The sequence below is a fragment of the Neobacillus sp. 19 genome (assembly GCF_049463095.1).
Lineage (GTDB): Bacteria > Bacillota > Bacilli > Bacillales > Cytobacillaceae > Neobacillus.
In genome coordinates, this window is record NZ_JBMPZU010000019.1 from 197,802 (window position 1) to 223,415 (window position 25,614).

The window sequence follows — 25,614 nt, forward strand, 5'->3', positions numbered from 1 at the left end:
GCACTCTCCATGCCTCCACAAAAGGGGTAAGAATTGCAGGCTTTAATAAATGAAATATATAAATCGATATTATAAAGACCATTTTGCTAAAATGGTCTATTTATTTAGAAAAATAAGGTTAATATTGGATTTTAATAAAATTAAAATACTATAATGATTATAAAATAGTTTATTTTACCAAAAACGGGGAGGTAGAAAACATGGCGACAATTGATTTACAGAAAAAGAGTGTAAAGATTGTGTTGGAAAAAAAGAATTTAGTAAAAGTAACGGCTAGAGTAGGATTAGTTTTAGATATCACGGGTTCAATGAGAAACTTATATAAAGATGGTACAGTGCAACGGGTTGTCGAGAGAATATTAGCAATGGCCTCACAGTTTGATGATGACGGTATGTTAGATGTATGGGTGTATGATAATGAATTTTCTAGATTAAAGCCTGTAACCGAGAGGGATTTCGAAGGCTATGTGGACCGAATTATTCTGGAGGATGAGTTGGTACATAAATTTGGCAGAAATGACGAACCGCCAGTGATGAAGGACGTCTTAAAAAAGTATCTGGAAGAGGATCCGTCAAAGGATCCCGCCTATATTGTTTTTGTAAATGATGGCGGCTGCAAAAAAACAATTAAACCGCTAATTGAAAGCTCTGCAAAGTATCCTGTTTTTTGGCAGTTTGTGGGCATTGGAAATGGTAATTTTGATTTTCTAAGAAAGTTAGACACCTTAGAAGGAAGAGTAGTAGATAATGCAAACTTTTGGCATATTGAAGATATTGATAAGGTTTCAGATGATCAGCTTTACGATGCGTTGCTAAATGAATTCCCAAGCTGGTTAGAGGAAGTAAAGCAAAAAGGGATCCTCCAACCTGAAGATACAAACCCGCAATCAAATGCGGAACAGGAGCCCCAACCGGAAAAACAAGGGTTTTGGAATAAATTGTTTAATCGATAACATTTAGTGAAAAATATTTTCAATACGAAGCCCGTGAAAAAAAATAATAGATTGAAACTTTTCCCAACGTCAAACTGAATCCGGCGTTGGGATTTTTTCTATATAAATGGTAATTACCGCTGTATTATATCAATCTATCAATCACTTTTTTCCCAATTATGCAATTGATAACAGCATGCTATGATATTTTTTGTAACTGGCAATACGAAATAGAATAGTAGGAGGCTGGGAAGGATGAAGAAAAGAACGTCACTTGTTTTAGCATTAGGATTAACAATGGGGTCTGTCTTACCAATTGCGGCTGCAGCAAATACGATTCCGTACAATGTTATGGTTCAGAAGGAAAGCGAAGCAGTTTGGGAAGGATGCAAAGGTGAATTGGAAGAAAGGACAAGCTGTCCCATCCTTCGTCTATGGAAAATTATCAACTAAAGCTCACAAAAATAAAGATGCCATTAAGCAATTTTTAAAAGAAAATAAAGAACTCTATCAATTAGATTCCGACAAAGATTTGACCTTGCTTGAAGTAGACACAGACGAGCTTGGCAGCACCCACTATAATTTTGTTCAGTCTGTCCAGGGAATCCCAGTGGATGGGGCAACATTTAAGGTGCATACCGATAAAAATGGGATGGTTACCGCTGTAAATGGGGACGTGTTCCCGGAAGCATCCAATTATTTTAAAGGGAAACTAAAAGCACTGGTTGCCAAAGAATCTGCTCTTGATCGGGCGTGGAAAGAAATTAACGTCACCAAAGCAGAAACAGAAACTAATGCAGAAGCAGGCCTTGATGGAAAAAAGTTTGAGGATACAGTTGAAAAGGCAGAATTAGTCGTTTATAAAAAGGAAAATGACTTTTATCTTGCTTACAAAACGAACCTGCAATTCATTCAGCCATACCCGGCAAATTGGGTAGTATATGTGGATGCTGTCAATGGGAATGTGCTAGATTCCTATAATGCCGTCAATGATGCTGGTACCGGGGTCGGGGTTCTAGGGGATACGAAAACACTTAACACTTATTATTCAGGCGGCACCTACTATTTGTATGATACGACTAAGCCAATGGCAGGTGTGATTGAAACGCGGACAGCCGGAAATTTATCTCGTCTGCCAGGTAATTATTCTGTTGACCCTGATAATAATTTTAACGCAACTTCACAGCGTGCGGATGTAGACGCCCACTACTATGCTGGTGTTGTTTATGATTATTATAAAAATACGTTTAATCGAAATAGCTATGATGGAAACGGAGCCACACTTCGTTCAACGGTACATTACGGCAGAAATTACAATAATGCCTTCTGGAATGGTTCGCAGATGGTGTATGGGGATGGCGATGGAACAACCTTTACTTCACTATCCGGTTCCCTTGATGTCATTGCCCACGAATTAACCCATGCGGTAACAGAAAGAACGGCGGGATTAGAATACCAATATCAATCCGGTGCCCTGAATGAATCGATCTCGGATACATTCGGAGTATTCCTTGATAAAGCAGACTATCTAATTGGGGAAGATGTATATACGCCGAAAAAAGCAGGCGATGCACTAAGAAGTATGTCAAACCCAACTCTTTATGGCCAGCCGGATCATATGAGTAATTATGTAAATACGACTTCTGATAATGGAGGTGTTCATACAAACAGCGGTATTCCAAATAAAGCTGCCTACTTAACGATTTCTAAATTGGGAACTTCTGTTGCAGAGAAAATCTATTATCGCGCCCTAACCGTATATCTTTCACCGAAGAGCAACTTTAGCGATGCACGCGCTTCATTACTTGCGGCGGCTGCCGATTTATACGGTACAGGCAGCACACAATACAATGCCGTTGCATCTGCTTGGACACAGGTAGGGGTCAACTAATAACGAAAGCATCAGCCACCACAAATTGTGGTGGTTGATTTTTTTAAAAAAAGTGTGGTTTTTAAAAGGTCTTAACGGCTTGGTATAGAATAGTATTAATATCAGTACGTTCCAAATGGATAGAGTAGAAAGGTGTTGTTAAAGATGACTAGTTCGAACTCAAAAAAAGAGATTCTTGGCTGGGGAAAGTCATTATTGATCGCGGTGGGACTTATCGTTGTTATCCGAACATTTTTATTTTCCCCGTATATGGTAGAGGGTGCATCAATGGAACCGACGTTACATAATCAAGAGAAAATTTTTGTGAACAAAATGAACTATGTGACAAGCTTTAACAGAGGGGACGTTGTGATTATTAAGGGGCCAACTGAAAATTATGTAAAAAGAATCATTGGTACTCCTGGTGATCAGCTTGAAATGAACGATGACCAATTATTGATTAATGGTGTGCCCGTTAAAGAAACCTATCTAGCTGAAAATCGTAAGGCCGCCGAGGAAATGGGGAGTCTGCTAACAGGAGATTTTGGTCCAATCATTGTACCGGCTAAGCACTATTTCGTTATGGGAGATAATCGGTTAAAAAGCATGGATAGCCGTAATGGTTTAGACTTTATCAAGGAAACAGCCATTGTCGGAAAAAGTGAATTTGTCATTTTTCCGTTTTCGAATATCAGAAATGTGAAGTAGCAGTTAAGCAAAAAAAGTTGAGAAATTTTAAGGCGGCATTGATGCGGCCTTTTTTTATTGGGGAGGAATCAGGAAGATGGGCAAAAAAATAGATTGGTGTCAGCACCAATCACATTATGGGAAGTTTTAAGAAATGAGCTCTTATGAACTTATTTCCTAATTAAGTTACTCTTATCATAAGAAAAACTTGTGGAGAATTTAGGGGAAAGTTGTGTGGAAGTTGTGAAGATTGTGTTGTAACGAGTAGGTCGTTTTTCCTGAAATGTCCAACCGGTGATAAAGTCATTTCCATTCTAGTTTGTGTAATTTATAATTTAATTGTTAACTATTTAATTAATGTGGTTAACAATTAAAACGAGGTGATGGTATGGATTGGTCTAAGCTGGCAAGGAATGTGATTGAGGGGTATGAACTTACAAAGGAAGATGCAAAGGGAATATTAGTATCTATGGATGAGGATATTTTATCACTCGTTAATGGGGCCTATGAAATTCGCAGGCATTATTATGGAAAAAAAGTAAAGTTGAATTTAATCATTAATGCTAAAAGCGGCCTTTGCCCAGAGGATTGTGGCTATTGTGCTCAATCGATTCATGCAAAAACAGAAATTGATCGGTATACCCTGATCAGTAAACAAACGATTGTCGAGGGTGCCAAGGAAGCGAAAAGAAATAAAATTGGTACATATTGCATCGTGATGAGTGGCAGGAAACCGACCAATAAAGAAGTAGAGACCGTCATTTCTGCGGTTCAAGATATTAAAAATGAGGTAGAGCAAATCAAAATTTGTGCCTGCATGGGGCTAGTATCAGAAGAACAGGCAGTAAGGCTGAAATCCTCGGGTGTGGATCGGTTTAATCATAATATCAATACAAGTGCGAACCATCATGAAAACATAACGACCACACATAATTATGGCGACAGAGTCCAGACAATTGAAAATGTAAAGAAGGCAGGAATTTCTCCATGTTCCGGTGTTATCTGTGGGATGGGTGAAACCGACGAGGATATTGTAGATATGGCTTTTGCATTAAAGGAGCTTGATGCCGATTCCATACCGGTGAATTTCCTTCATCCAATTAAGGGTACAAAGCTTGAGGGTCTCGATGACCTAACTCCGATTCGCTGCTTGAAAATTTTATCCCTATTCCGGTTTGTCAATCCGGCAAAAGAGATCCGCATTTCCGGCGGCCGCGAATTCAACCTGCGTTCCCTGCAAAATTTAGGTTTATTTATTGCCAACTCTATTTTTGTCGGCGACTATTTAACGACTGATGGACAATGTGCCGATGCTGACTACCAGCTCATTAAAGACCTTGGATTTGAAATCGAAGAGAATCCATTTGATGTTGAGAGCCAGTCATTTGCAAAAACGTATTAATTGCTAGTGATGCCCCAAGAGACCTGTGGCGGCATCCTTTTTTTGCAAAAAGGATTGGTGTTGTCTAAACACCAATCAAATTATGGGAAGTTTTAAGAAATGAGCTCTTCGAACCACTTCTTAATTAAGTTACCTTTATATTAATCTATACTTATGTAGAAGTTGTAGCGAACTTGTGTGGAAGTTGTGAAGATTCCTCTTATCATGCCGGCAGCCGTTTAACACGACTTCTGCTGTAAGGGTAAAAAATGTGGCCCCCGCCTTTATTGTCCCCCTGCTTAATGGGCGAAAATCTATTCCTTTCTGTAGATGTAGACATACACTATTTAGCAACTAGTAAGAAAGGGGGAATTATGAATGGAACGACAAATGGGAGGTTATGCCGGAAACCCGGGTCAAGGTTATCAGCATGGCCATGGTACCTATTATCCAGGTCACGGCTATCACCACGGACATGGTGGTTATTACCCTGCACCGGTTGGCTATCACCACGGGCATGGCGGCTATTATCCAGGCCACGGCTATCACCACGGACATGGCGGTTATTACCCTGGCCACGGCTACCATCATGGCCACAGCGGCTATTATCCGGGTCATGGCTACCACCATGGACATGGCACATACACACCGGGTCAACGTTAATCATGTTGGAGCACATCTGCGAAAGCCCTTCTCTTCTGAGGGGGCTTATTTGAAATTCTTTTCCCGTGTAAAGGAGCTGAATACTTAAAACAAATGACCAGTTCTGTTTATTTTGATAATATTGTAATATATAGTAGTAAAGTTTTCCTTCTGTTTCATCCCAAAATGAACCCCTAACTAGATGCTAAACAGCACCGCCCCATCAAGAAATCCCAACCTTTATTATATGAATAGAAGTTAATAAAAATCATACATATTAAGCAACTAAACTCTTAGCATTCAAACTGCAAATAACTCTCAAAAAGAGCAATTGAAAATAGCAAATACCCTGCAACCGGAGCATCCTATTCCTATATAAACAAGGCATATCCAGCGATTCCAGATACAGAGCTGCTCTTTCATGTGTGGAAGGCAGAAAAAAAGAACGGGGCTAAACACCACATGGGTATTGTCAGATGTCATGACAGATTTTATACTGATAAAGAACAAGAAATCGACAAGTACTGGTCAGAGAAAGGAATTCTCGCCTCAGACATGGAACCAGCCGCCCTATTTGTGATAGGTCGTCTACGCGGCCTAAAGACCGCAACCATATTAAATGTCGTTGTCGAAAAAGAGGGAGATTTGGAGGGAGGAATCAATGATTACATTGATGCGAAAAACAATAGCAAGCGTGGGGAAGAGCTAGAAATTCTCACGGCGCTCGAAGCGATTGTTACCTATGATTCTAGTTTTTAAAAACGCAAAGGGGGTTTTATCAATGAAGAAGAAAAGCATGTGGTCGTTCCGGTTATCAACTGCTGCCCTTGTATTAATTCCGGTTGCGGTGGGTGTCAACTATATTGGTAAATTACTAGCACAATTGTTGAAGCTGCCGCTGTGGTTAGACTCTATCGGAACTGTCTTGGCTGCCATGCTGGGAGGCCCGATTGTCGGTGCCTTAGCCGGTGCAATTAATAATATTATTTACGGTTTTACTGATCCGATTTCGTTTGTTTATGCTATTACTAGTGTAGCGATCGGTTTAGCGGTCGGAATCCTTTTTTACAAAGGCTATATTTCCAGCTGGGGGAAAGCCATTGTTGCCGGGTTAATCATTGGCCTTGTAGCGACGGTTGTATCGACACCGTTAAATATTGGCTTCTGGGGCGGACAAACCGGAAATGTATGGGGGGACGCTTTATTTGCTTTTATTCTAGCAAAAACCGATTCTACGTGGCTGGCATCCCTGCTTGATGAACTTGTAGTCGATGTACCGGATAAATTATTAGTCGTATTAATCAGTTTTGGTATTTTCAAAGGATTACCGCGGAATGTCGTCCAATTATATAACAATAGTGAAAAAATCGAGACCCTAGATTAAGTCTCTTTGTTAAAAAGAAAGCTGGTGAGGCTTTTTGAAATCAATTAGCTTGTATGTGGATCGGAAATCGTTCATTCATGATATCGATCCCATGACAAAACTTGTATATATTCTTTTTGCCTTATTCATTCCGATTATTCTTTCATCGTTTACTATTTCTTTTATATGCTTGGGAATCAGCCTTGCATTATTGTGTGTTGGGAAGGTGATTCGAAAAACAGTTTCCGTGTTTAGTTTTGTTTTTTTCGTGCTAATTACGGTCGTCATTATTCAAGGCCTGTTTAAACCTGAAAATGAGACCGTTCTTTTTGAAATAGGTCCGGCTGTCATGTATAAAGAAGGATTGCTATATGCCTTGACCATTACTCTCCGGGTGATGAATATTGTCAGTTCCTTTATGATCTTAGTTCTGACGACAAAACCATCCGATTTAGTTGAGATGCTTGTTCGTAAAGGTATGTCACCAAGAATCGGCTATGTGATCGTTTCTGTTTTTCAAATTATTCCGGAAATGATGTCAAGCATGGGTACAATTATGGATGCGCAGCGGGCGAGGGGCATGGAGACGGAGGGGAGTCTGTTTGTCCGAATCAAGGCTTTCGTGCCATTATTAGGACCAGTTATCCTTGGCTCGCTAATAAATACGAAAGAACGGGCGATGGCACTAGAAGTGAGGGGCTTTAATTCCAAAGCCCCGAAAACCTATTTACACGAGGAAAAAACCTACACCCATAGCAGGCTGATCCAGTCATGTATGCTGCTGCTAGCCGTTACTGCTGTTGCTTGGAGGATTTTTGCATGAAAAAAATTGTTGTGGAAGGTCTCAAATATAAATATCCATTATCCAACACACTTGCCCTTGATAATCTTTCGTTTCAAGTGGATGAAGGAGAATTTATCGGTATTATTGGAAAAAACTCAGCGGGTAAATCGACTTTGTGCCAAGCTCTTGTTGGATTGGTCCCTCATTTTTATAAAGGAGCGTATGGGGGTAAGCTTGTTGTAGACGGTCTGGAAGTGAAAAATCATGCCATTGCTGACATTGCCTTAAAGGTGGGAATGGTGTTTCAAAATCCATTTACCCAGGTGACGGGTTCGAGAATGACGGTATATGAGGAAATTGCCTTCGGGCTTGAGAATATGGGGTTACCTCGTTCCGAAATAATGAACCGGATTGATGAGGTGCTTGCCTTGTTAAACATTGAACAGGTGAAGGAGCATAATCCCTTTGATTTATCTGGCGGGCAAATGCAGCGGTTGGCTATCGCCAGTATAATTGCAATGAAACCGGACATCCTTGTTTTGGATGAACCGACCTCCCAGCTGGACCCGGCAGGCTCTGAGGAAGTTTTTAGCGCAATTCGAAACTTAAGCGGACAGGGGATAACTGTCATTCTAGCTGAACATAAAATGGAGAAGATTGCCCGGTATTGCAATCGAGTTATACTGCTAAATGACGGAAAATTAGTGGATTTCGATTCTCCTGAGAAAGTTTTTTCTAGACAGGACCTTGAGGAACAAGGGGTAACCGCACCTGTGTATACGAGAGTTTGTAAAGCTTTGGGTGTGAAGAAGGCTGCCTCGGATTTTTATCCTGTAACCTTGGAGGATGCGGAAATGGCATTAAGGGGGCGGATGGGATGATTAAGGTAACAGATCTTTCGTTTTCCTATAAAAAGGACGGTCCACGGGTTCTTTCCGGACTAAATTTAGAGTTCGACCAGCGTTCGACGGCAATTATTGGTCAAAATGGTGCCGGAAAGACGACGTTTGTGAAACTGCTGAAAGGCCTTTTAAAACCAGATAAAGGGGAAATAATGATACATGGTTTCGATGCAAACTTGAAGACCGCTGCAGAGACAGCAAGGACAATTGGTCTCGTATTTCAAAATCCAAATGACCAAATCTTTAAACGAACGGTCTTAGAAGAAGTGATGTTTGGCCCGCTGAATATTAAGATGGGGAAACATACGGCGGAGAAGCAAGCGATTAAAGCCCTGAAAATGGTCGAGCTCGAAGATAAACGGGAGATGAATCCCCATGATTTGAGTTTATCGGAAAAGAAGCTGCTTTGCATTGCCTCTGTTGTGGCAATGGATACGGACATCATTATCTTTGACGAACCGACAATTGCACAGGATCATTATGGTAAGGAACAGATCCGGCAAATCATCCAAGCCTTGAAGGAAAAAAATAAATTGGTCATGACCATTATTCATGACATGGACTTTGTCGCAGAAAATTTTGAACGGACAATTGTCTTTAACGAAGGGAAAGTCCTCCTAGATGGAGACACAAGATACGTATTCTCACAGAGAGAAACCCTAAACAAAGCCAAAGTCGAACCACCGGGCATCACCCAGCTCGCAGAAAAACTCGGCATAAAAAACACTATACTGACTATTGACGAGTTAATAAGGGTGTCAGGCACCATGTGAAAATTTCACATGGTGCCTGACACCCTTTTCTTTATTAGTAAGTTAGGAGTTGTGTTTAATGAATTTTGCCATATAATAGAGGTAGGGACTATGTTCACGAAATTGTCAAAATTACAATATAGATAACGTTTATGTAGGTTAATTTAAAATTAGATCAGTATTAATCAAGGGGGAGAAGGAAGTGTTCAGAGCGGCGATTGCGGGTGTTGTAGGGTTTATTTTGATTTTTATCGAGTCGATGATTGTCATGAAGCTAAAGGGGTTCGCGACAATAGAATTTGGCGGGATGGCCCCGTTTATTAACGTCTGGGCGATGAATTTCTTTTTTGTCTTTGCCATCCTCACCCAATTAACCAATTGGTACGCAAACAAAGAAAGCCTTAAAGAAGATAATAGCTTTTAAAAAAAAGGATGAATCAAAAGGGTCATACATCAAACCCGAATGATTCATCCTTTTTTTCTCTAGGTCAAACGCCGCTGACCAAGGCGCTTCCACTTTTCTATTATTTTAATGATTCAAAGTGTACGGCAATTTTTGCCCCAACGACCGCGTTATTTTTAACAAGTGCTATGTTGGAATCCAGGCTTTTTCCGCCTGTTAGTTCTTTGACTTTTCCTAATAGGAATGGTGTAACATTTTTGCCGGAAATATGTTGTTCCTCTGCCTCCTTCAATGCCGTTTCGATTACATCGGTAATTGTCTTTTCATCCATCGCATATTCTTCTGGAATGGGATTAGCAATAACTGCTCCACCCTTAAGTTTTAAGTCCCATTTTGCTTTTAAGGTAGCGGCTACTGTTTCCACATCATCAGCGCGGAAATTGACAGGGAACTCACTTGTTCTAGTATAGAAGGCAGGAAGGACATCTGTTTGATAGCCCATTACCGGCACCCCCTTTGTTTCAAGGTATTCCATAGTTAAGCCTAAATCTAAAATTGATTTTGCTCCGGCGCAAATAACCGCTACATTTGTTTGTGCTAATTCTTCAAGGTCAGCTGAAATGTCCATTGATGTTTCGGCACCGCGGTGAGCACCGCCGATTCCGCCGGTAACAAAGATATGAATGTCGGCCAATTCTGCACAAATCATTGTTGCCGCAACAGTTGTGGCCCCTTTTTTCTTTGTTGCCAGTAAATAGGCTAAATCACGGCGTGACGCTTTAGCAACATCAGAACTCTTTCCGAACATTTCTAGTTCTTCATCTGATAAACCGATTTTTATTTTTCCATCTAAAATGGCAATAGTTGCTGGGACCGCACCGTTATCACGTATAATTTGTTCTACCTCACGAGCTGTTTTCACATTTTGCGGATATGGCATGCCGTGAGAAATAATCGTTGATTCTAAAGCAACAACCGGTTTTCCTTGTTCTTTAGCAGCGCGTACTTCTTCGGATAATGTAATGTACTCTTTCATGATAATTCCTCCATGTCTTTTTGAAGTTGTACTGGTGATAAATCTTGGCGGACAGTATAGTTAGATTGCAACGTCTTTGAGGCATTAACCGCACCAGCTTTGGCGATCTCAGGTAAACTCTTTCCCTCAAGCCAGGAATAGATAACTGCAGACGAAAAGGCATCACCCGCTCCGGTAACGTCGACGATTTCTTTTGTTTCAATCGAAGGAATATAGAATATACCTTCTTCGTTATTTCCAATCATGGCGCCTTTTTTTCCATTGGTTATAACCACGTTTTCAATGCCAAGTGAAAGCCACTTTTCCAGTGCGTGTCTCCAAGATTCCTCAGAGTTTATTTCGCAGTTAAAATACATTTCAGACTCATCGCGGTTCGTAATTAACCATGTGATCCCTTCTAAGTTGTCAGGCAAACGGTTCATTTTTGGTGATGAAACTGGGATTAGAACGATTGGCCGCTCATGATTTTGGGCAAAATGAGATAAAAATTGCAATGTTTCCTTTGGACAATTAAGATCGGCCACGATACATTTTGCACGACTCAGTAACAAATCCTGCTTTCGGAGCAGGTCAGGTGTGATTTCCTCATATACTTCCATATCAGCAAGTGCTATGATTAACTCTCCATCGGTGTCGAGGACGGCGGTGTAAGAGCCAGTCGACATTCCTGGGATTTGAGTCACATGGTCAAGGTTCATATAAAGTATCGATGATTCCGAAATAAACGACCAATCACTGTCTGCACCGCTGGTTGTCAAAAGTGTTACATCTGTACCTAGACGCCCAAGATTTTCGGCAATGTTGCGAGCAACTCCACCCACACTTTGAGTGGATTGAATCGGATTGGAAGTACCAAACTGGGCCTTTGTTTTTACATGGAATTTTCGATCGATATTGGCCCCTCCTATACAAATAACCTGTTGAGACTCATTTAAAACGTAGGCTCTGCCAATAATATGGCCTTTTCTCGTTAAGCCGGAAATAATATTGGCAACCGATGGCCGGGATAATCCTAAGATTTCAGCAAGCTCTTGTTGTGAAATATATGGATTTTTACGAATCAAATCGAATATCGTCTTTTCCTTTTCGGTCAATTTTTCAAAATCCCTATCAGCCACATGCCCACCCCTCTCTTTAAACATATGTTTATATAATGAACTTATGTTTAAAGTATACGCTTGATAAATGAAAGCGTCAACAATTATCTTTCGTTTAGTTTTAACAATAATTTGAAATACATGAATGATATTTTTTATGAATATGTCTTGATTTCTTGGCAATGCAAAAAGCACCGCCATTTGGCAAACCAAATTGGCGGTGCTTTTTCATGTTAGTAAACTTCAGAGGAAACCCTGCAAGAGCTCTAATTCCTTATTTACGGTGCATTTTAAATTGCAAAAATAGTTCATTGTAGTAGGCTAAGTTCCTTTTACCAAGGTTTTCGTATACTTCCAGTTTCTCTGTCAGCTCTGGGGATGGATAAAAGCGCTCATCCTTAACAACCTCTTTAGGCATAAATTTCAGTGCCTGCTTATTCGGTGTGGAATAGCCAACATAGTCAGTGTTCTTGGCGGCCACCTCCGGGTCAAGCATGAAATTAATAAATGTATGGGCCGCCTCAACATTTTTTGCTGTTTTTGGAATCACCATATTATCAAACCAAAGGTTAGAACCTTCCTTTGGCACTACATAATCCAACTCTTCATTTTCTGACATAATCTCCGAAGCGTCGCCAGACCAAACCAGGCCGACAGAAGCTTCTTCATTGGCGAGCAGCATCTTGATTTCATCGCCAACGATGGCCTTAACGTTTGGGGTTAGGGTGTCGAGCTTTTCTTTTGCCTCGATTAGATGCTGTTTATTGGTGTCATTAAGTGAATAGCCTAAACTATTCAATCCCATTCCCATTACTTCGCGTGCACCATCAATTAAGAGAATTTCATTTTTTAATTCTGGGTCCCAAAGGTCATTCCAACTGGTAATTTTTTTACCATGGAGCATTTTCGGATTATAGACAATGCCCACGGTTCCCCAGAAATAGGGAATGGAATACTTATTTTCCGGATCAAATGGAAGATCCATAAACCGTTTGTCAATGTATTTTAAGTTTGGCAGTTTGGCGTGATCCAAAGGGATCAGCAAATTCTCATGCCGCATTTTATCGATCATATATTCAGAAGGCACGGCAATGTCATAAGTCGTACCTCCTTGTTCAATCTTTGTCAGCATTGCTTCATTGGAATCAAAGGTTTCATAGATCACTTTGATACCTGTTTCCTTTTCAAACTGCTTGATAAGATCTTCATCAATGTAATCTCCCCAGTTATAAATCGTCAGCGTGTTGCCGCCTGAATAACCTTGGGACGTATTTAAACTGGATATTGCAAGTAATAGGACTGCCGATGCAAGGGCGATTACGAGAAAAAAACGAACTAGCTTGTTCATTGCTTTCGAGCCCCCATTCCATTAACTTTGTTACGCTGTGTAATAAAGTAATAAATCACCACAAGCAGCATTGTAAATAGGAATAAGAGTGCTGATAACGCGTTAATATTCAAGGAAATTCCGCGGCGTGCTAAGGAATAAATTTCAACCGATAGCGTGGAAAAACCATTGCCCGTGACAAAAAAAGTAACCGCGAAATCATCGAATGAATAGGTTAACGCCATAAAAAATCCCGCAAATATTCCTGGGTTGATAAAAGGAATAATCACCTTTGTCAGTACATTCCACCGGCTTGCACCAAGATCCCTGGCCGCATCGATTAACGTCGGACTCATCTCCATTAATTTTGGCAGTACCATTAAGACAACAATTGGAATGCTAAAAGCGATATGGGATAATAGCACCGAGTAGAAGCCAAGTTTGACTCCAGCCATTGTGAACAAAATTAAAAACGAAGCGCCAATGATGACATCAGGGCTGACGATGAGTACGTTGTTTAGCGAAAGCAGTGAATTCTTGGTTTGTCTTTTTTTCGCCTGATGAATGGCCAGAGCCCCAAGGACACCTATAATGGTAGATATGAGTGCCGATAATAAAGCAACAACCACCGTATTCAGAACGATGATCAGGAGCCGGGTATCCTGAAAAAGTTCTCTGTACCAATCGAGTGAAAAGCCTTTAAAAGCGTACATCGTTTCTCCACTGTTGAAGGAGAAGATGACAAGAAAGAAAATGGGTGCATACAGGATAAAAAAGATCACCAATAAAAATACCTTTGATAAGGGTGTAATTTTATTCTCCACGTTAGACACCTCGCTTTCTGGTATTCGTTACAATCATAATGAAAACCATGATAATAATTAAAAAGACGGCAATGGTCGATCCCATTCCCCAGTCCCGGGTTACAAGGAATTGCTGCTCAATCGCGGTTCCCAAGGTGATGACACGGTTTCCGGCAATTAATCTTGTCAGCATGAACAAGGAAAGTGCCGGGATAAAGACCACCTGACAGCCTGATTTCACTCCGTCAATCGTTAATGGAAAGATAACGCGGCGAAAGGTGGTCCATTTCGAAGCCCCTAAGTCGTTGGCCGCATCCAACAAAGTCGGATTTAATTCATTCAATGAATTAAAGATCGGTAAAATCATAAAGGGGATAAAAATATATACCGACACAAACACAAAGCTAAAATCAGTAAATAAGATTTGCTGTGCCCCAATTCCAATCATTTTTAAAAAGCTGTTCGCAGCCCCATAAGTACCAAAAATACCAAGGAAGGCATAGGCTTTTAACAATAAATTAATCCAGGACGGAACAATGATTAATAAAAGCCATAGTTGTTTATGCCTCGTTTTTGTTAATAAATAGGCTGTAGGATAAGCAATCAACAACGAAAAAGCAGTAATTAAAAAGGCATACCAAAACGAGCTTAGAGTCATCTTTAAATACACCGGTGTGAAAAACTTCTGATAATTCGCAAGTGTTGCATGTCCCTCGATATCAAAGAAGGAATAGTAAAGTACAAGAAAAATGGGTGCGACGACAAATAGAACAATCCAAAGGAAGTATGGAAGCATATACAAATTGCGTGTGTGTTTATTTTCCATTGGCATCTACATCCGTATAGGCTTCTAAGCGCCGGTCAAATTCTTCTTCCGTCTCCCCGAGCCGCATAACATGAATGGCTTCCGGATCAAAATAAAGCCCGATTTTATCGCCCACAGTAGCCTTTTTCGTTGAATGGACCAGCCATTCATTCCCGTCGTGATCATAACAGCTAATCTCATAATGAACACCGCGGAATAATTGCGAATCAACACGGACCTGAAGCTTGCCGCGATCCAATGTCGTAATTTCCAAATCCTCTGGGCGAATGACCACTTCAACCGGCTCATTTTTGTTCAGACCTTGGTCGACACACTCGAACTCCCTGCCGACAAATTCTACTCGGTAATCTTCCATCATTCTGCCGTTCACAATATTGGACTCCCCAATAAAGTCAGCAACAAAGCGGTTGATCGGTTCATCGTAAATATCTGTCGGTGTGCCGCTCTGTTGAATTTTCCCTTTATTGATGACAAAAATCTCATCAGACATTGCCAAAGCTTCCTCTTGGTCATGTGTAACGAAGATAAAGGTAATACCAAGTCGCCGCTGCAATTCACGAAGCTCATATTGCATTTCCGTCCGTAGTTTTAAATCTAAAGCGGATAATGGTTCGTCTAGAAGGATAACTTCCGGCTCATTCACAATGGCACGCGCGATAGCTACACGCTGGCGCTGACCACCGGACATTTCTCTGATTTCCCGCGTTTCATAGCCCTTTAGGTTCACAAAGCTGAGTGCTTCCTGTACCTTCCGTTCTATTTCAGCATTCTTCATTTTTTTAATCCGCAATCCAAATGCCACATTTTCAAACACATTTAAATGGGGAAAAAGGGCGTAATCTTGAAACACGGTATTGACCTGCCGTTTATTAGCAGGGACATGATTAATTTTTTTACCATTAAAAAGAATTTCTCCTTGGGAGGCCTCAGTAAATCCGGCGATTAATCGTAAGATCGTCGTCTTGCCACAGCCTGAAGGACCAAGCAGTGTATAAAATTTCCCCCGCTCAATTTCAAAACTAACGTCATTCAGAACGGGAGGGTCGTTGTCATATTGTTTTGTTACATCTATAAATTGAATAATAGCGTTGTTCTGCATAGTTACCTCCTTTAATACCTTAATCCTTATTGTTCCATTCGGGAATCATTATACAGGAAGAGCCTGAAAATTCAATTCCTCTTTCCCTTAACTATAAAAAAACTTGAGAAATAGGGAAGTCACAATAAAAAAAAGCGCCTTATACTCATGGAGAGTAAAAGGCGCTTTTCATTTGTTATGCAGTTCGTTTTAGCGTTTTGTCACCTTTAAATGCAGCTCTGCGGATGAATGGGATTACCCAGCGGTCAAGACCAAAGCGGCCAGCGTTCAATCCTGCAAAAAGAATAATCGCTCCGATGAATAGGTCTGTTGGAATATGAGATACTGTACCAGCTAAGAAGAAAGAAAAGTTCATTACAATACCGAAAAACGCTGCTGCTGTAGTTAAACATCCAAGAATAAGTCCTAATCCGATTAGAAATTCCCCAAGAGGGACAATCGTATTGAAAATATCAACGTTTGGTAAGGCAAATCCTTTAAGAAATTCAACATACCAGCCATAAACTACACTGCCATCTGGACCTTTTACCGGGTTTGCAATGACTGCTTTTAAATATCCAGAAGCGTCAAAAGCTCCGCTTGAAAGCTTCCCCCAACCAGCCGTTAACCAAGAATAACCAAGAAATAAACGAATAACTGTCAAAAGTGCTGCGGCAACTTTGTTTTCTCTTAACCAATTGACTACCATGTGAAACATCCCCTTGTTAATTAAGTTTTATATATTAAGTACACTGTTAATATATCAAATTTATCTCAAGAATAGGGTAATTTGTTCAACAGTTCACATATCTGTAAAAATGATTTGAACAATTTGTTACATGAAGGTGTGGGAAAGCTTTATTTATAGGCTGTGTTAAAGGCCATGGTTCTTACGCAAACATGGTGAAAGCATTTTTTACTGCTTTTCGGGTATAGCAATACTAATACTCAAAGGGCGGTGGTTACAATGGTCATTTCAAACTTCAATGAACTTTTCAAGTTCGACCAAAACGTTGAAGTCCTTTATACCATAATGGAACCGGATGCAATGTATGCCGTGTTAAAGATATGTTCAAAACATGCACAATGCCCAGAATGCAAACATGTATCGTCTCGACAGCACAGCCAATATGCTAGGAAAGTCGATGACCTTCCGGTCTCAGGTCATTCGGTTCATATAACCGTTCTATTGCACAAATGGTTTTGTGGTAACAAAGACTGTAAGGTTAAAGTATTCACCGAACGTTTGAACTGGTTAAGCCCTTCCGCCAGAAAAACAAACAGGCTGGAAAACCTGATTCGTCATGTGGGATTCACTAATAATTGCCTGGCCGCTGAAAAAATCTGCCGAAAAATGCGCATTTCGATAAGCCATGATGCCATTCTGTACCGGATTAAAAAGGAAGAACCGGTTCAGCCAAGGGAGTGTCCCTTTCGTGGGCATTGATGATTTTGCTTTTAAGAAAAGAAAACGGTATGGCACGATCTTCATAGACCTACAAACAGGTGATATCCTTGATTTTTTACCAAACCGAGACAAAGAGTCAGTAAGGAGCTGGCTCATCAAACATCCTGAAATTCAACTGATTACAAGAGATCGTGCCCATGCATATAAAAATGCGGCAGAGGAAGCGTCACCAAAAATCAAGCAAGTTGGTGATCGTTGGCATATCCTCCAGCATCTTTTTGACGCAGTTAAGAAGACGATTAAGTCTATTGTGCCGCCAAGATGGAAACCGACTGGTCAAGACTCAAATGTCCAACAATGCAGTTCATCACGCCCTTTACCAAAACGGCTCCAGCCTTTGGTGGAACACGAAGAAAACGTTTGGAAGAGAATTCAAAATGCCCGGCGCCTTCAGAAAGAAGGCAAGAGCATCACAGCGATCGCAAAGCAGCTAGGTATTTCCCGTAATACCGTTTATAAGGATTTAGCTACGACATCGAAACCGTCCCTTAAACGAACTTCTTTATATGACCGATATCTTCCCCTTATCCGTAACATGATCGCAGATGGATCAAAGGGTGATGAGATAGAGGCTGCGTGCAGGAAAGCAGGGTTTGGTGGACATCGCAACACACTAAATTACATGATTGCGGACGAACGCCGGGATATCCGAAATAAAAAGCCACAGACACTGAATCTTCAACAGGCAATCATCCGGATCCTTTGGGATAAGGACGTACAGAACCATAAGAAAGCATTTAAATCCTTGTATCCCAACCTTCTAAAAACGTTCCCATCGTTAATGGAAATTAGCGAATTCATTCAATCCTTTAGGAGCCTTTTTGAGGAAAAACATTCATCCGGCCTTAGAAAATGGCTGATTGAACATAAGCACTCACCATTTACTTATTTCCAAACCTTCCTTAATGGCATCAGAGGTGACATTAAGGCTGTTTATTACGCTATAACATTACCTTGGTCAAACGGGAAAACTGAAGGAACCATAAATAAGTTGAAAAATATCAAACGGATGATGTATGGACGTGCAGGTATAACGGTGTTGTTAAATCGCTTACGTTTCCAGGGTTAAAACTTGATTAATATAACATTTTTTTACCGAAGGTAACACTTTTACTTAGGGCTACAAACATTCACCAAAAAGACGTAAGAACCAAGGCCATTGTTGATTTTTTAAAACTGTTGATTGGAGCGGAAGGCACAGAGACTCCTGCGGGAGTAAGGGGCAGGGGAGACCCCGCAGGAGCGAAGCGACGAGGAGGCTCCCCGTCACGCCCGCGGAAAGCGAAGTGCCTGGAGCAGAAATCAACAGCCAAGTTTAACACAGCTTTTTTATAAAAAATGGAAATATATATTGATTTAACTAATATTGTTAGTTAAAATAAAACTAATGATATTAGTTAAAGGGAGAGGGTCAGAATGAGAGTGATCAAAACTGGTTATTTATACCAAGTGACTTTTATGGCGAATGTTTTTCCTGTCAACTGTTACTTGGTGGAGGAAGAGGAGGGAGTAACATTAATTGATGCCGCCTTAGGCTTTTGTGCGAAGGGGATACTGAAGGCTGCAGAAACGATTGGAAAACCAATTACAAAAATTGTTTTGACACATGCTCACGAGGATCATGTTGGTGCACTTGATTCAATAAAAGTGGTGTTTCCGGAGGTGCCAGTTTATATTTCAACCCGTGATCACAGATTAATGAATGACGATCGTTCCCTCGATACCCATGAGGAGCAAACACCAATCAAAGGCGGTGTGCCGAAAAAATTAAAAACGCGCGCCAATGTATTATTGAAGGAAGGCGATCTTGTTGGTTCATTAACCGCGATTGAAACGCCGGGGCACACACCGGGATCCATGTCATTTTTGGATTTGCGAACAAAGGCATTGATAGCGGGGGATGCCTTTCAAACAAGAGGAGGAATCGCTGTGGCAGGTGATTTAAAACCGCTGTTTCCATTTCCGTCATTTGGCACATGGAGTAAAAAGACGGCGCTTGCCAGCGCAAAGAAGCTAGTGAGCTATGAACCTCAGCTTCTGGCAGTGGGGCATGGGGAAATGGTGGAGCATCCCGTGAGAGTGATGGAACAAGCCATTGGAAATCTAGAACGGAAAATAGGATAGGGGAGAGTTAAGAGTATGTCACCAAGACCCAAAATAGGCCTTGATCTACACACGATAGTAGAGGCAGCAGGGGATATTGCCGATCAACATGGAATGCATGAGGTTACTTTGGCGAACCTGGCTAAGCAATTGGGGATTCGCCCCCCTTCATTATATAACCATTTCGACGGGCTTCCCGGGTTGAGAAAGAAATTGGCCATTTACGGAATCGACCGCTTATACGAAGTTATGGCAGATGCCGCAATTGGGGTTTCAGGCACCGAAGCAGTGCTTTCAATCAGTAAAGCATATGTCCAATTTGCCCGTAAACACCCTGGATTGTATGAGGCAACGATGCTTGCTCCTTACCAGGAGGACGCAGATGTTCAGCAAGCCGGAGCAAAAATTGTCGACCTTTCCATCCGGGTCCTTCAGGCCTATCATTTGGAAGGAGACCTTGCTCTTCACGCCGTTAGAGGATTACGCAGTATTTTACATGGATTTTCCACATTAGAACAAAAGGGCGGTTTTAAAATGGCCCTGGATTTGGATGAGAGCCTTACAATCATTCTTAAGGCATTTCTCGCCGGAATCGGCGAAGCTGCATAGTCTGATAAATGATTTATATATCTTTTTTGTCTACATTTAGTTCAATTAGATTCCCATCAGGATCAGCACAAAAGATCTGCGCAAAGCCGCTGGCACTTTCGGGCTTTTCTAAAACTGCTACACCATTTTGTTTAAGCCAGCTAAGGGTCTCATCGTAAGATTTTACTCTTAACGCAAAATGTCCTTCACGGCTGCTAATGGACTTTTCTTGACGGATTGTCTGAGAGGTCGGGAGGACAATAAGGTGGATTTGCTGGCCTCCTACTTCATACCAAGCACCTGCAAAATCAAAGGCAGGCCGGGGAAGTTCTTTCAAACATAGAATATTGCTATAAAAATTTTTGGCCTGTTCTAAATCGGTTACAGTTAGACTAACATGATGAAGCTCGTGGTACTGAATCATAGTAATCATCTCCAGTGCAAATGAACTTTTTAATTTGATAACTACATCATAACATAGGGCCGATAAGGATAAAAAAAGAAGGATTTTATTAAAATTATTTTCTAAAGCTGTCAGGATTCAATTAGGGACATTTTGGAGATGTCATGATTAGAAAAGCTTTGTTATAATAGGGGAAAACATAGAATTAAGGAATGATTATTGTGCGGAAATCGGAAAAATTTGGTTTGGTTTTGGACGTAGAAACAACTGGTTTAGGGCCAACAAAAGATGAAGTAATCGAACTGGCATTAAAGTTATTTACTTATAGGGATGACTCAGGTGAAATTATTGACATTGTGGAGGAAGACTCCTTTTTACGTGAGCCGCTTTCCAGCACAGCGCGGAACAACTATGATCAAGCGTACCGAGTACATGGAATCCCTTACGATCTAGTTAGAGGGAAAAGCTTTTATGATGGAAAAATAAAGACCTATTTCCATCGTGCGGATGCCGTATTTGCCCATAATGCATCCTTTGACCGCAGCTTTCTCTTCCACATGTACCCTGAAGTTAACGATTTAAAGTGGTATTGCACGATGAGAGGGGTCCCATGGAAAAATTACGGTTTTCCAAACGGGAAACTATTGACCCTGCTGCAAGCCCATAACATTACCAATTACCAAACACATAGAGCCCTTGATGATATTACATACCTAATGGAACTTCTAAAGAAAACAAACCCGAACGGTAACTACTACCTCCAAGAAGTACTAGAAAAAGGTCCAATGAGAAAATATCAGCCAGCCGCAACCCGGACAAAAATGGGCTAAAAGCTACCCCAACGCGAAAACCCTGCGTTGGGGTTAGTAATGGTGCCTGACACCATTATTACTCTTTACACCATGAATACTCTATTAATTTATTTGAAGGTTCCGATATATTTTGCTTGGGGGCGGTAGATGGTGTTGTTTTCTGCTTGTTCTAGGACATGGGCCGTCCAGCCTACTATTCTGCTGGCAGTGAAGGTAGGGGTGAATAGTTCTGTGTCCATATTGATTGCTTTCATGATGGAGGCTGCGTAAAATTCTACGTTTGTATAAAGTGATCGACCGGGTTTAAGTTCCGCTAATATTTTTACGGCTGTATCCTCAACGGTCATGGCTAGGTCAAGCCACTCATCTTCTCCTGCTAACTTCAATAATTTTGTCTTTAAAGCCATTGCCCGGGGGTCATGGGTTTTATAAACCCGATGTCCAAACCCCATTAATTTCTCTCCCTGCAAAATCTTCTCTCTGATCACCGCTTCAGCATCTCCAACAAGAGCAATCTCATCCATAAGCTCAATGACTCCTGAAGGGGCACCGCCATGAAGCGGACCTTTCATTGTCCCGACTGCAGAGGTAATAGCTGAAACCATATCTGACTCAGATGAAGCTGTAACCCTAGCCGAAAAGGTAGAAGCATTCATTCCATGTTCAAGTGTAAGAATCATATATGCTTCAAGGGCTTCGGTATGGGCGGCTATTGGTACCTTTCCATTAAGCATAAACAAATAGTTTTCGACATGGTCTAAATCATGCAGAGGAGGGCAGAAGTTGTTACCATCTAATTGGCATTTTCTATAGGCGATAACCGTAGGAACTAAGGCGGTTAATCTGATAGCCTGTGAGACTTTAGGTTTCCAGCCATATTCACCATTTCCCCCTTCTGCCGAAAGAGCAGTTCTAATTACACTCATTAAATCCATATTTAGTGGGAGCCGGTCAATTATTTCTTTTACGCATACAGGCAATTCGCGATTTGCTTTCAGTTGTTCTTTAAGCAATGCAAGCTGTGAAGCATCGGGGTAGTAACCAAACCAGAGAAGATATGCCGCTTCTTCAAAAGAATACCCTCCAGCAATATCACGAATTCCAAATCCGCGATAATACAACTCGCCATTTTCCCCATCTATATGACTAATCGATGTTTCCGTCGCAACAATCCCTTTCAAGCCTTTTTGAATCATAAAATCGCCCCTTTCCTTAATTAGTATTATTTTATAAAATAAATACAATTAAGAATATTGAATATTATTAAAGTGATTGATTACTATTTTTAATAAGGAGAAAATTATGGAATTTCAGTGGCTTCAAACCTTCGTTACTGCCGCAGAATGTGGGAATTTTCGCAGAACTGCTGAATTATTATATATTTCACAGCCTTCCGTAACGGTTCATATAAAACAGCTGGAAAAAGAGTTAGGCATCGAATTGTTCCACCGTGAAGGGAAAAAAATCAAACTGACAGAAGAGGGAAAACGATATTTGGGTCACGCGAAGAGATTGCTTGAAGTTTATCAACATGGTCTCGAGGATATGAATTCCTTCAGTCAAGGCTATACAAGAAATTTAATCCTTGGAATCTCACCGCTAATTGCGGATACCATCCTGCCATACGTTCTAAAAAGCTATACCAACCGGCATCCAGAAGTAGAGATTTCAGTCAAAATCATTGAATCCGTTGATATTGAGCGGGCAGTACTAAAGGAAGAGGTCGATCTCGGGCTTTCGTGCTTAAACAGCAGCCATCCCCATTTGGTCTGTGAGCTTTTATCAACGGATAAGGTCATCTTGGTTGCACCTCATGATGGGCGGGATTCGGAATCAGCACCGCCATTAGATGAGGAAGAAGTGTTAACAACCAATTATGTAATCACCCACAATCATCCCGGTTACTGGGACCTTCTTTGCAGAATAGTAAAAAATAAATATCCAAGTGTTCGAATGATGAAAGTGTCGCAGGTTCATATCACGAAAAGGTTTATTGTCGAGGGGCTTGGGGTATCGTTCCTGCCGACCTCGACAGTCAGAAGAGAATTATTAGAAGGAAGACTATTAGAGGTAGAATGTCACTCCATCCAATTGCCTGAAGCTAACACGTACGCCATCATGAAATATGATCATTCAAAGCAATTGGAATTTCTAAAATTTATTTCGAATTATAGATTGTAGGTTTGCTGCTGTCTCCTATATACCTTGCAAAAAGAAAATCGGCCCTGTCTCAAAGGCTGAAGACAGAGCCGTATAAAATTTACTATTTACTAATTAAACTTCGTGTCGGCCTTCAGTGAACACTTGGAAGGTAACACCGAATTTATCTATCACAGAACCATAGGCAGGGCTGAAGAAGGTTTCTTGCAATGGCATTTCTACATGACCGCCATCTTGCAAGGCATTAAAAAATGTACGAGCCTTTTCAGCGTCGTCAGTTGTGAGACAGATGGTCACTTGAGAACCAATTTGATGCGGCTGTCCTGGAAACGTATCAGAAAACATTAACTCTGTCTCACCCACTTTAATTGTCGCATGGCTTACACGGTCTTTTGCTTCTGCTGGAAGAGGGAATTCCGGATTTTCCGGCATTTCGCCAAAAGTTTGACTAAAAAGAACCTGTGCATCCAATGCACGTTGATAAAACTCAATCGCTTCCTTTGCATTACCGTCCATCACTAAATAGGGAATCAATCTTACTGTCATAAATAATCGCTCCTCGTCTCCTAAGAATAATTACATGCTTTAATCGATAGTCCGAAGACAGGCATCTCGCTGGCACAAATCAATAAAAGCAGCCACATCCTAGTATTACCGATAAATTAATTATAAAACAAAGAACGCATGTTCGCAATGATAAAATTGGTGTCAGGCACCATTTGCACTACTGCCACGGTATTATTTCAGGCCTGGCAGGTATCTTTCGCGTATGATGTTGGTATGGTGGATGGCGTGGCCGGCGATGATGTAGGCGATGGCGCGGGTGGTGATTTCTGTGCCGTTGGCAATGCCTGTTCTGTTCCATGCTTCAGCCGCCATGGTTTGGATTAGTGTGATGGTGGCATGTCGTACTGCTGTAAAGTCTTCAAGGATCGTTTTATTTGATATCTGGTCAAACTGAGACCCGTTAATATAATCGTTTTCGTTAAAACCGGCTAAGGGGGTCTGGTCCCCGCGTCCAACGCGAAGCAGGCGGTAGCTCATGATTCTCTCGGTATCCGTCATATGGCCAAGAACCTCTTTTACGCTCCATTTGCCGGAAGCATAACGGAATTTTCCATTTTCCTCTGAAATTCTGTCGAAAAGATTCGTCATCTCCGCCAAATTTTCTTTTAAAATTTCTAAAAGATCACCCTCTGAAACAAGTTTTACATAAGAAACATAATACTCAGGATATTCACTTTCTAATGGACGATGCAGCATATTGTTCTCTCCCTTCGAATGTAGCGGTATCTTATTACCTATTAATCCTAACATAGTAATCTAAATATTCGAAAGTATTGATCTAATAATCTTTGTAAGTGTTTCATCTTCTTCATTTTTATTAAAACCATACTCATGGTAAGCTGTATGAGGAAAGGTAGTGGGAAATATGCCTGACTTATTATGGGTAGAAAGTTTAATAGGGAAAAACTTTAAAATCTTAAATGGCTTTCCTTCCTATATAATGATTGAGCAAAAAGAAAAAACAGCCGGCGTCATTTCAGAGGAGGATCTCCAAAGCTTACTTGAATTTTTTTCCCATTGGGGATTGAAGAGATTAGTAGTGTCTTTAGATAAGTCGACAGCGGAATTTGAATACCTCGCGGAATTATTCCTAAATAATGGGTTTGAACACTTTTCCTCAAGAGTAGAGGTTTATAGGGATTTAACCAATCTGGATGAACAGAAAAGAATGTTTAACTGGTCTTCTTTAGCTGACCATTGTTTTTCACAAACGGATTTTAAACAACTATTGGCGAGGTGTATAACAGGTTCTGCCAATAAAGCTTCATCCTTAACAATGGATGAATATCTGATGTCTTTGGAGAGCGAGTTAGGGAAGGGATGGGAGCAGTCTTGCCGTATATATCATTTGCAAGATACACCGCTGGGAATTTCCATCCCACATATCGAGCCTGGTACAATAGACGAGGGAAGATTGTTTTATTTTGGCCTATTGCCGGAAATGAGAGGAAAACGCCTCAGCAATGATCTGCATCTCCAATCATTATGGGCTTTAAAAGAAATGGGAGCTACATACTACATTGGGAGTACGGATATCGCAAATAAGAAAATGCTAAGAGTGTTTGAGAACAATGGCTGCAAAGTTAAGTCGGAAACGGAATCGTATAATAAATATTTTTCTAAGTAAGAG

The 25,614-nt window shown here is 40.9% G+C and carries 30 protein-coding genes; 19 read left to right on the forward strand and 11 right to left on the reverse strand.

The genetic code is table 11. The features are described 5' to 3' along the window. Positions 1-200: 200 nt before the first annotated feature. The 12 genes from ACO1D1_RS04840 to ACO1D1_RS04895 all read left to right on the forward strand — a co-directional run bounded on the left by ACO1D1_RS04840 (position 201) and on the right by ACO1D1_RS04895 (position 9,737). On the forward strand, positions 201-953 hold the full coding sequence (locus ACO1D1_RS04840; RefSeq protein WP_423335159.1) for a vWA domain-containing protein: 753 nt from the start codon (positions 201-203) through the stop codon (positions 951-953). Between the two features lie 234 nt (positions 954-1,187). Then, positions 1,188-1,385 carry a hypothetical protein gene (locus ACO1D1_RS04845; protein ID WP_423335160.1) on the forward strand — a complete coding sequence of 66 codons (198 nt, stop codon included), beginning with the start codon at positions 1,188-1,190 and terminating at the stop codon, positions 1,383-1,385. Next, complete coding sequence (locus tag ACO1D1_RS04850; RefSeq protein WP_423335161.1) at positions 1,327-2,823, forward strand: M4 family metallopeptidase; 1,497 nt, start codon at positions 1,327-1,329, stop codon at positions 2,821-2,823. The genes ACO1D1_RS04845 and ACO1D1_RS04850 overlap by 59 nt, the downstream gene beginning before the upstream one ends. 144 nt (positions 2,824-2,967) lie before the next feature. Then, a complete protein-coding gene (gene lepB / locus ACO1D1_RS04855; protein WP_423335162.1) occupies positions 2,968-3,510 on the forward strand; it encodes a signal peptidase I in 543 nt (180 codons plus the stop codon). 367 nt (positions 3,511-3,877) lie between these two features. Then, on the forward strand, positions 3,878-4,891 hold the full coding sequence (gene bioB, locus ACO1D1_RS04860) for a biotin synthase BioB (protein ID WP_423335163.1): 1,014 nt from the start codon (positions 3,878-3,880) through the stop codon (positions 4,889-4,891). Between the two features lie 357 nt (positions 4,892-5,248). Then, positions 5,249-5,533 carry a hypothetical protein gene (locus ACO1D1_RS04865; protein WP_423335164.1) on the forward strand — a complete coding sequence of 95 codons (285 nt, stop codon included), beginning with the start codon at positions 5,249-5,251 and terminating at the stop codon, positions 5,531-5,533. A gap of 354 nt (positions 5,534-5,887) precedes the next feature. Further along, positions 5,888-6,271, forward strand: coding sequence for a uridine phosphorylase (locus ACO1D1_RS04870; RefSeq protein WP_423335204.1), 384 nt, complete (start codon positions 5,888-5,890; stop codon positions 6,269-6,271). A 22-nt stretch (positions 6,272-6,293) separates the two neighbouring features. After that, positions 6,294-6,896, forward strand: a complete 603-nt coding sequence (locus ACO1D1_RS04875) for an ECF transporter S component (protein WP_423335165.1) — start codon at positions 6,294-6,296, stop codon at positions 6,894-6,896. A 34-nt stretch (positions 6,897-6,930) separates the two neighbouring features. Continuing rightward, positions 6,931-7,698 (forward strand): energy-coupling factor transporter transmembrane component T family protein, encoded by a 768-nt coding sequence (locus tag ACO1D1_RS04880; RefSeq protein ID WP_149868875.1) that lies wholly within the window; start codon positions 6,931-6,933, stop codon positions 7,696-7,698. After that, on the forward strand, positions 7,695-8,540 hold the full coding sequence (locus ACO1D1_RS04885) for an energy-coupling factor ABC transporter ATP-binding protein (RefSeq protein ID WP_149868876.1): 846 nt from the start codon (positions 7,695-7,697) through the stop codon (positions 8,538-8,540). The genes ACO1D1_RS04880 and ACO1D1_RS04885 overlap by 4 nt, the downstream gene beginning before the upstream one ends. Continuing rightward, complete coding sequence (locus ACO1D1_RS04890; RefSeq protein ID WP_149868877.1) at positions 8,537-9,334, forward strand: energy-coupling factor ABC transporter ATP-binding protein; 798 nt, start codon at positions 8,537-8,539, stop codon at positions 9,332-9,334. The genes ACO1D1_RS04885 and ACO1D1_RS04890 overlap by 4 nt, the downstream gene beginning before the upstream one ends. A 181-nt stretch (positions 9,335-9,515) precedes the next feature. Continuing rightward, the gene (locus ACO1D1_RS04895; RefSeq protein WP_149868878.1) at positions 9,516-9,737 is read left to right on the forward strand and encodes a hypothetical protein; all 222 of its coding nucleotides are present in this window, start codon (positions 9,516-9,518) and stop codon (positions 9,735-9,737) included. A gap of 100 nt (positions 9,738-9,837) precedes the next feature. On the opposite strand, the gene ACO1D1_RS04900 is transcribed toward ACO1D1_RS04895, so the two are convergent. The 7 genes from ACO1D1_RS04900 to ACO1D1_RS04930 all read right to left on the reverse strand — a co-directional run bounded on the left by ACO1D1_RS04900 (position 9,838) and on the right by ACO1D1_RS04930 (position 16,592). Then, a complete protein-coding gene (locus ACO1D1_RS04900) occupies positions 9,838-10,752 on the reverse strand; it encodes a pseudouridine-5'-phosphate glycosidase (protein WP_149868879.1) in 915 nt (304 codons plus the stop codon). Beyond that, positions 10,749-11,894: a PfkB family carbohydrate kinase gene (locus ACO1D1_RS04905; protein WP_149872606.1), complete on the reverse strand. Its 1,146-nt coding sequence runs from the start codon at positions 11,892-11,894 to the stop codon at positions 10,749-10,751. Before ACO1D1_RS04905 ends, ACO1D1_RS04900 begins: the two co-directional genes overlap by 4 nt. Positions 11,895-12,123: 229 nt before the next feature. Continuing rightward, positions 12,124-13,197 carry an ABC transporter substrate-binding protein gene (locus tag ACO1D1_RS04910; RefSeq protein ID WP_423335166.1) on the reverse strand — a complete coding sequence of 358 codons (1,074 nt, stop codon included), beginning with the start codon at positions 13,195-13,197 and terminating at the stop codon, positions 12,124-12,126. After that, positions 13,194-14,000, reverse strand: a complete 807-nt coding sequence (locus tag ACO1D1_RS04915) for an ABC transporter permease (RefSeq protein WP_149868881.1) — start codon at positions 13,998-14,000, stop codon at positions 13,194-13,196. Before ACO1D1_RS04915 ends, ACO1D1_RS04910 begins: the two co-directional genes overlap by 4 nt. 1 nt (position 14,001) lies before the next feature. Then, positions 14,002-14,805 (reverse strand): ABC transporter permease, encoded by an 804-nt coding sequence (locus ACO1D1_RS04920; protein ID WP_149868882.1) that lies wholly within the window; start codon positions 14,803-14,805, stop codon positions 14,002-14,004. Next, on the reverse strand, positions 14,795-15,904 hold the full coding sequence (locus ACO1D1_RS04925) for an ABC transporter ATP-binding protein (RefSeq protein ID WP_149868883.1): 1,110 nt from the start codon (positions 15,902-15,904) through the stop codon (positions 14,795-14,797). Before ACO1D1_RS04925 ends, ACO1D1_RS04920 begins: the two co-directional genes overlap by 11 nt. Positions 15,905-16,079: 175 nt before the next feature. Beyond that, positions 16,080-16,592 carry a DoxX family protein gene (locus ACO1D1_RS04930; RefSeq protein WP_149868884.1) on the reverse strand — a complete coding sequence of 171 codons (513 nt, stop codon included), beginning with the start codon at positions 16,590-16,592 and terminating at the stop codon, positions 16,080-16,082. Between the two features lie 258 nt (positions 16,593-16,850). On the opposite strand from ACO1D1_RS04930, the gene ACO1D1_RS04935 reads away from it, so the two are divergent. From ACO1D1_RS04935 to ACO1D1_RS04950, 4 genes are all read left to right on the forward strand, one after another. Next, the gene (locus ACO1D1_RS04935; protein WP_149872165.1) at positions 16,851-17,330 is read left to right on the forward strand and encodes a transposase family protein; all 480 of its coding nucleotides are present in this window, start codon (positions 16,851-16,853) and stop codon (positions 17,328-17,330) included. Continuing rightward, positions 17,320-18,420 (forward strand): ISL3 family transposase, encoded by a 1,101-nt coding sequence (locus ACO1D1_RS04940; RefSeq protein WP_190284793.1) that lies wholly within the window; start codon positions 17,320-17,322, stop codon positions 18,418-18,420. Before ACO1D1_RS04935 ends, ACO1D1_RS04940 begins: the two co-directional genes overlap by 11 nt. 347 nt (positions 18,421-18,767) lie before the next feature. Beyond that, entirely contained in the window at positions 18,768-19,475 is a 708-nt protein-coding gene (locus ACO1D1_RS04945; protein ID WP_149868886.1) for an MBL fold metallo-hydrolase, read from the forward strand. A 15-nt stretch (positions 19,476-19,490) separates the two neighbouring features. Continuing rightward, entirely contained in the window at positions 19,491-20,063 is a 573-nt protein-coding gene (locus ACO1D1_RS04950; protein WP_149868887.1) for a TetR/AcrR family transcriptional regulator, read from the forward strand. Between the two features lie 13 nt (positions 20,064-20,076). Here ACO1D1_RS04950 and ACO1D1_RS04955 read toward each other — a convergent pair whose 3' ends face one another. Further along, positions 20,077-20,466, reverse strand: coding sequence for a VOC family protein (locus tag ACO1D1_RS04955; protein WP_423335167.1), 390 nt, complete (start codon positions 20,464-20,466; stop codon positions 20,077-20,079). 191 nt (positions 20,467-20,657) lie between these two features. Between ACO1D1_RS04955 and ACO1D1_RS04960 the strand changes: the two genes are divergently transcribed. Then, the gene (locus tag ACO1D1_RS04960; protein ID WP_423335168.1) at positions 20,658-21,275 is read left to right on the forward strand and encodes an exonuclease domain-containing protein; all 618 of its coding nucleotides are present in this window, start codon (positions 20,658-20,660) and stop codon (positions 21,273-21,275) included. 89 nt (positions 21,276-21,364) lie between these two features. On the opposite strand, the gene ACO1D1_RS04965 is transcribed toward ACO1D1_RS04960, so the two are convergent. Further along, positions 21,365-22,453, reverse strand: a complete 1,089-nt coding sequence (locus tag ACO1D1_RS04965) for a citrate synthase/methylcitrate synthase (RefSeq protein ID WP_423335169.1) — start codon at positions 22,451-22,453, stop codon at positions 21,365-21,367. Between the two features lie 106 nt (positions 22,454-22,559). Here ACO1D1_RS04965 and ACO1D1_RS04970 point away from each other — a divergent pair, with 106 nt between their 5' ends. Continuing rightward, on the forward strand, positions 22,560-23,438 hold the full coding sequence (locus ACO1D1_RS04970) for a LysR family transcriptional regulator (protein WP_423335170.1): 879 nt from the start codon (positions 22,560-22,562) through the stop codon (positions 23,436-23,438). A 93-nt stretch (positions 23,439-23,531) separates the two neighbouring features. Here the strand turns inward: ACO1D1_RS04970 and ACO1D1_RS04975 are convergent, their stop codons facing one another. Together ACO1D1_RS04975 and ACO1D1_RS04980 are read right to left on the reverse strand one after the other, a co-directional pair. Then, positions 23,532-23,963, reverse strand: coding sequence for a VOC family protein (locus ACO1D1_RS04975; RefSeq protein ID WP_149868892.1), 432 nt, complete (start codon positions 23,961-23,963; stop codon positions 23,532-23,534). A gap of 192 nt (positions 23,964-24,155) precedes the next feature. Beyond that, positions 24,156-24,680 (reverse strand): DinB family protein, encoded by a 525-nt coding sequence (locus tag ACO1D1_RS04980; protein WP_149868893.1) that lies wholly within the window; start codon positions 24,678-24,680, stop codon positions 24,156-24,158. Between the two features lie 160 nt (positions 24,681-24,840). Here ACO1D1_RS04980 and ACO1D1_RS04985 point away from each other — a divergent pair, with 160 nt between their 5' ends. Then, positions 24,841-25,611 (forward strand): GNAT family N-acetyltransferase, encoded by a 771-nt coding sequence (locus tag ACO1D1_RS04985; RefSeq protein WP_423335171.1) that lies wholly within the window; start codon positions 24,841-24,843, stop codon positions 25,609-25,611. Positions 25,612-25,614: the final 3 nt, after the last annotated feature.

Bases quoted from the DNA above. Each gene is read 5' to 3' on its own strand.
- ACO1D1_RS04840 (WP_423335159.1), top strand. From the start codon at position 201: ATGGCGACAATTGATTTACAGAAAAAGAGTGTAAAGATTGTGTTGGAA.
- ACO1D1_RS04845 (WP_423335160.1), top strand. From the start codon at position 1,188: ATGAAGAAAAGAACGTCACTTGTTTTAGCATTAGGATTAACAATGGGG.
- lepB (WP_423335162.1), top strand. From the start codon at position 2,968: ATGACTAGTTCGAACTCAAAAAAAGAGATTCTTGGCTGGGGAAAGTCA.
- bioB (WP_423335163.1), top strand. From the start codon at position 3,878: ATGGATTGGTCTAAGCTGGCAAGGAATGTGATTGAGGGGTATGAACTT.
- ACO1D1_RS04865 (WP_423335164.1), top strand. From the start codon at position 5,249: ATGGAACGACAAATGGGAGGTTATGCCGGAAACCCGGGTCAAGGTTAT.
- ACO1D1_RS04875 (WP_423335165.1), top strand. From the start codon at position 6,294: ATGAAGAAGAAAAGCATGTGGTCGTTCCGGTTATCAACTGCTGCCCTT.
- ACO1D1_RS04885 (WP_149868876.1), top strand. From the start codon at position 7,695: ATGAAAAAAATTGTTGTGGAAGGTCTCAAATATAAATATCCATTATCC.
- ACO1D1_RS04890 (WP_149868877.1), top strand. From the start codon at position 8,537: ATGATTAAGGTAACAGATCTTTCGTTTTCCTATAAAAAGGACGGTCCA.
- ACO1D1_RS04900 (WP_149868879.1), bottom strand. From the start codon at position 10,752: ATGAAAGAGTACATTACATTATCCGAAGAAGTACGCGCTGCTAAAGAA.
- ACO1D1_RS04905 (WP_149872606.1), bottom strand. From the start codon at position 11,894: ATGTTTAAAGAGAGGGGTGGGCATGTGGCTGATAGGGATTTTGAAAAA.
- ACO1D1_RS04910 (WP_423335166.1), bottom strand. From the start codon at position 13,197: ATGAACAAGCTAGTTCGTTTTTTTCTCGTAATCGCCCTTGCATCGGCA.
- ACO1D1_RS04920 (WP_149868882.1), bottom strand. From the start codon at position 14,805: ATGGAAAATAAACACACACGCAATTTGTATATGCTTCCATACTTCCTT.
- ACO1D1_RS04925 (WP_149868883.1), bottom strand. From the start codon at position 15,904: ATGCAGAACAACGCTATTATTCAATTTATAGATGTAACAAAACAATAT.
- ACO1D1_RS04930 (WP_149868884.1), bottom strand. From the start codon at position 16,592: ATGGTAGTCAATTGGTTAAGAGAAAACAAAGTTGCCGCAGCACTTTTG.
- ACO1D1_RS04935 (WP_149872165.1), top strand. From the start codon at position 16,851: ATGGTCATTTCAAACTTCAATGAACTTTTCAAGTTCGACCAAAACGTT.
- ACO1D1_RS04945 (WP_149868886.1), top strand. From the start codon at position 18,768: ATGAGAGTGATCAAAACTGGTTATTTATACCAAGTGACTTTTATGGCG.
- ACO1D1_RS04950 (WP_149868887.1), top strand. From the start codon at position 19,491: ATGTCACCAAGACCCAAAATAGGCCTTGATCTACACACGATAGTAGAG.
- ACO1D1_RS04955 (WP_423335167.1), bottom strand. From the start codon at position 20,466: ATGATTCAGTACCACGAGCTTCATCATGTTAGTCTAACTGTAACCGAT.
- ACO1D1_RS04960 (WP_423335168.1), top strand. From the start codon at position 20,658: ATGATTATTGTGCGGAAATCGGAAAAATTTGGTTTGGTTTTGGACGTA.
- ACO1D1_RS04965 (WP_423335169.1), bottom strand. From the start codon at position 22,453: ATGATTCAAAAAGGCTTGAAAGGGATTGTTGCGACGGAAACATCGATT.
- ACO1D1_RS04970 (WP_423335170.1), top strand. From the start codon at position 22,560: ATGGAATTTCAGTGGCTTCAAACCTTCGTTACTGCCGCAGAATGTGGG.
- ACO1D1_RS04975 (WP_149868892.1), bottom strand. From the start codon at position 23,963: ATGACAGTAAGATTGATTCCCTATTTAGTGATGGACGGTAATGCAAAG.
- ACO1D1_RS04980 (WP_149868893.1), bottom strand. From the start codon at position 24,680: ATGCTGCATCGTCCATTAGAAAGTGAATATCCTGAGTATTATGTTTCT.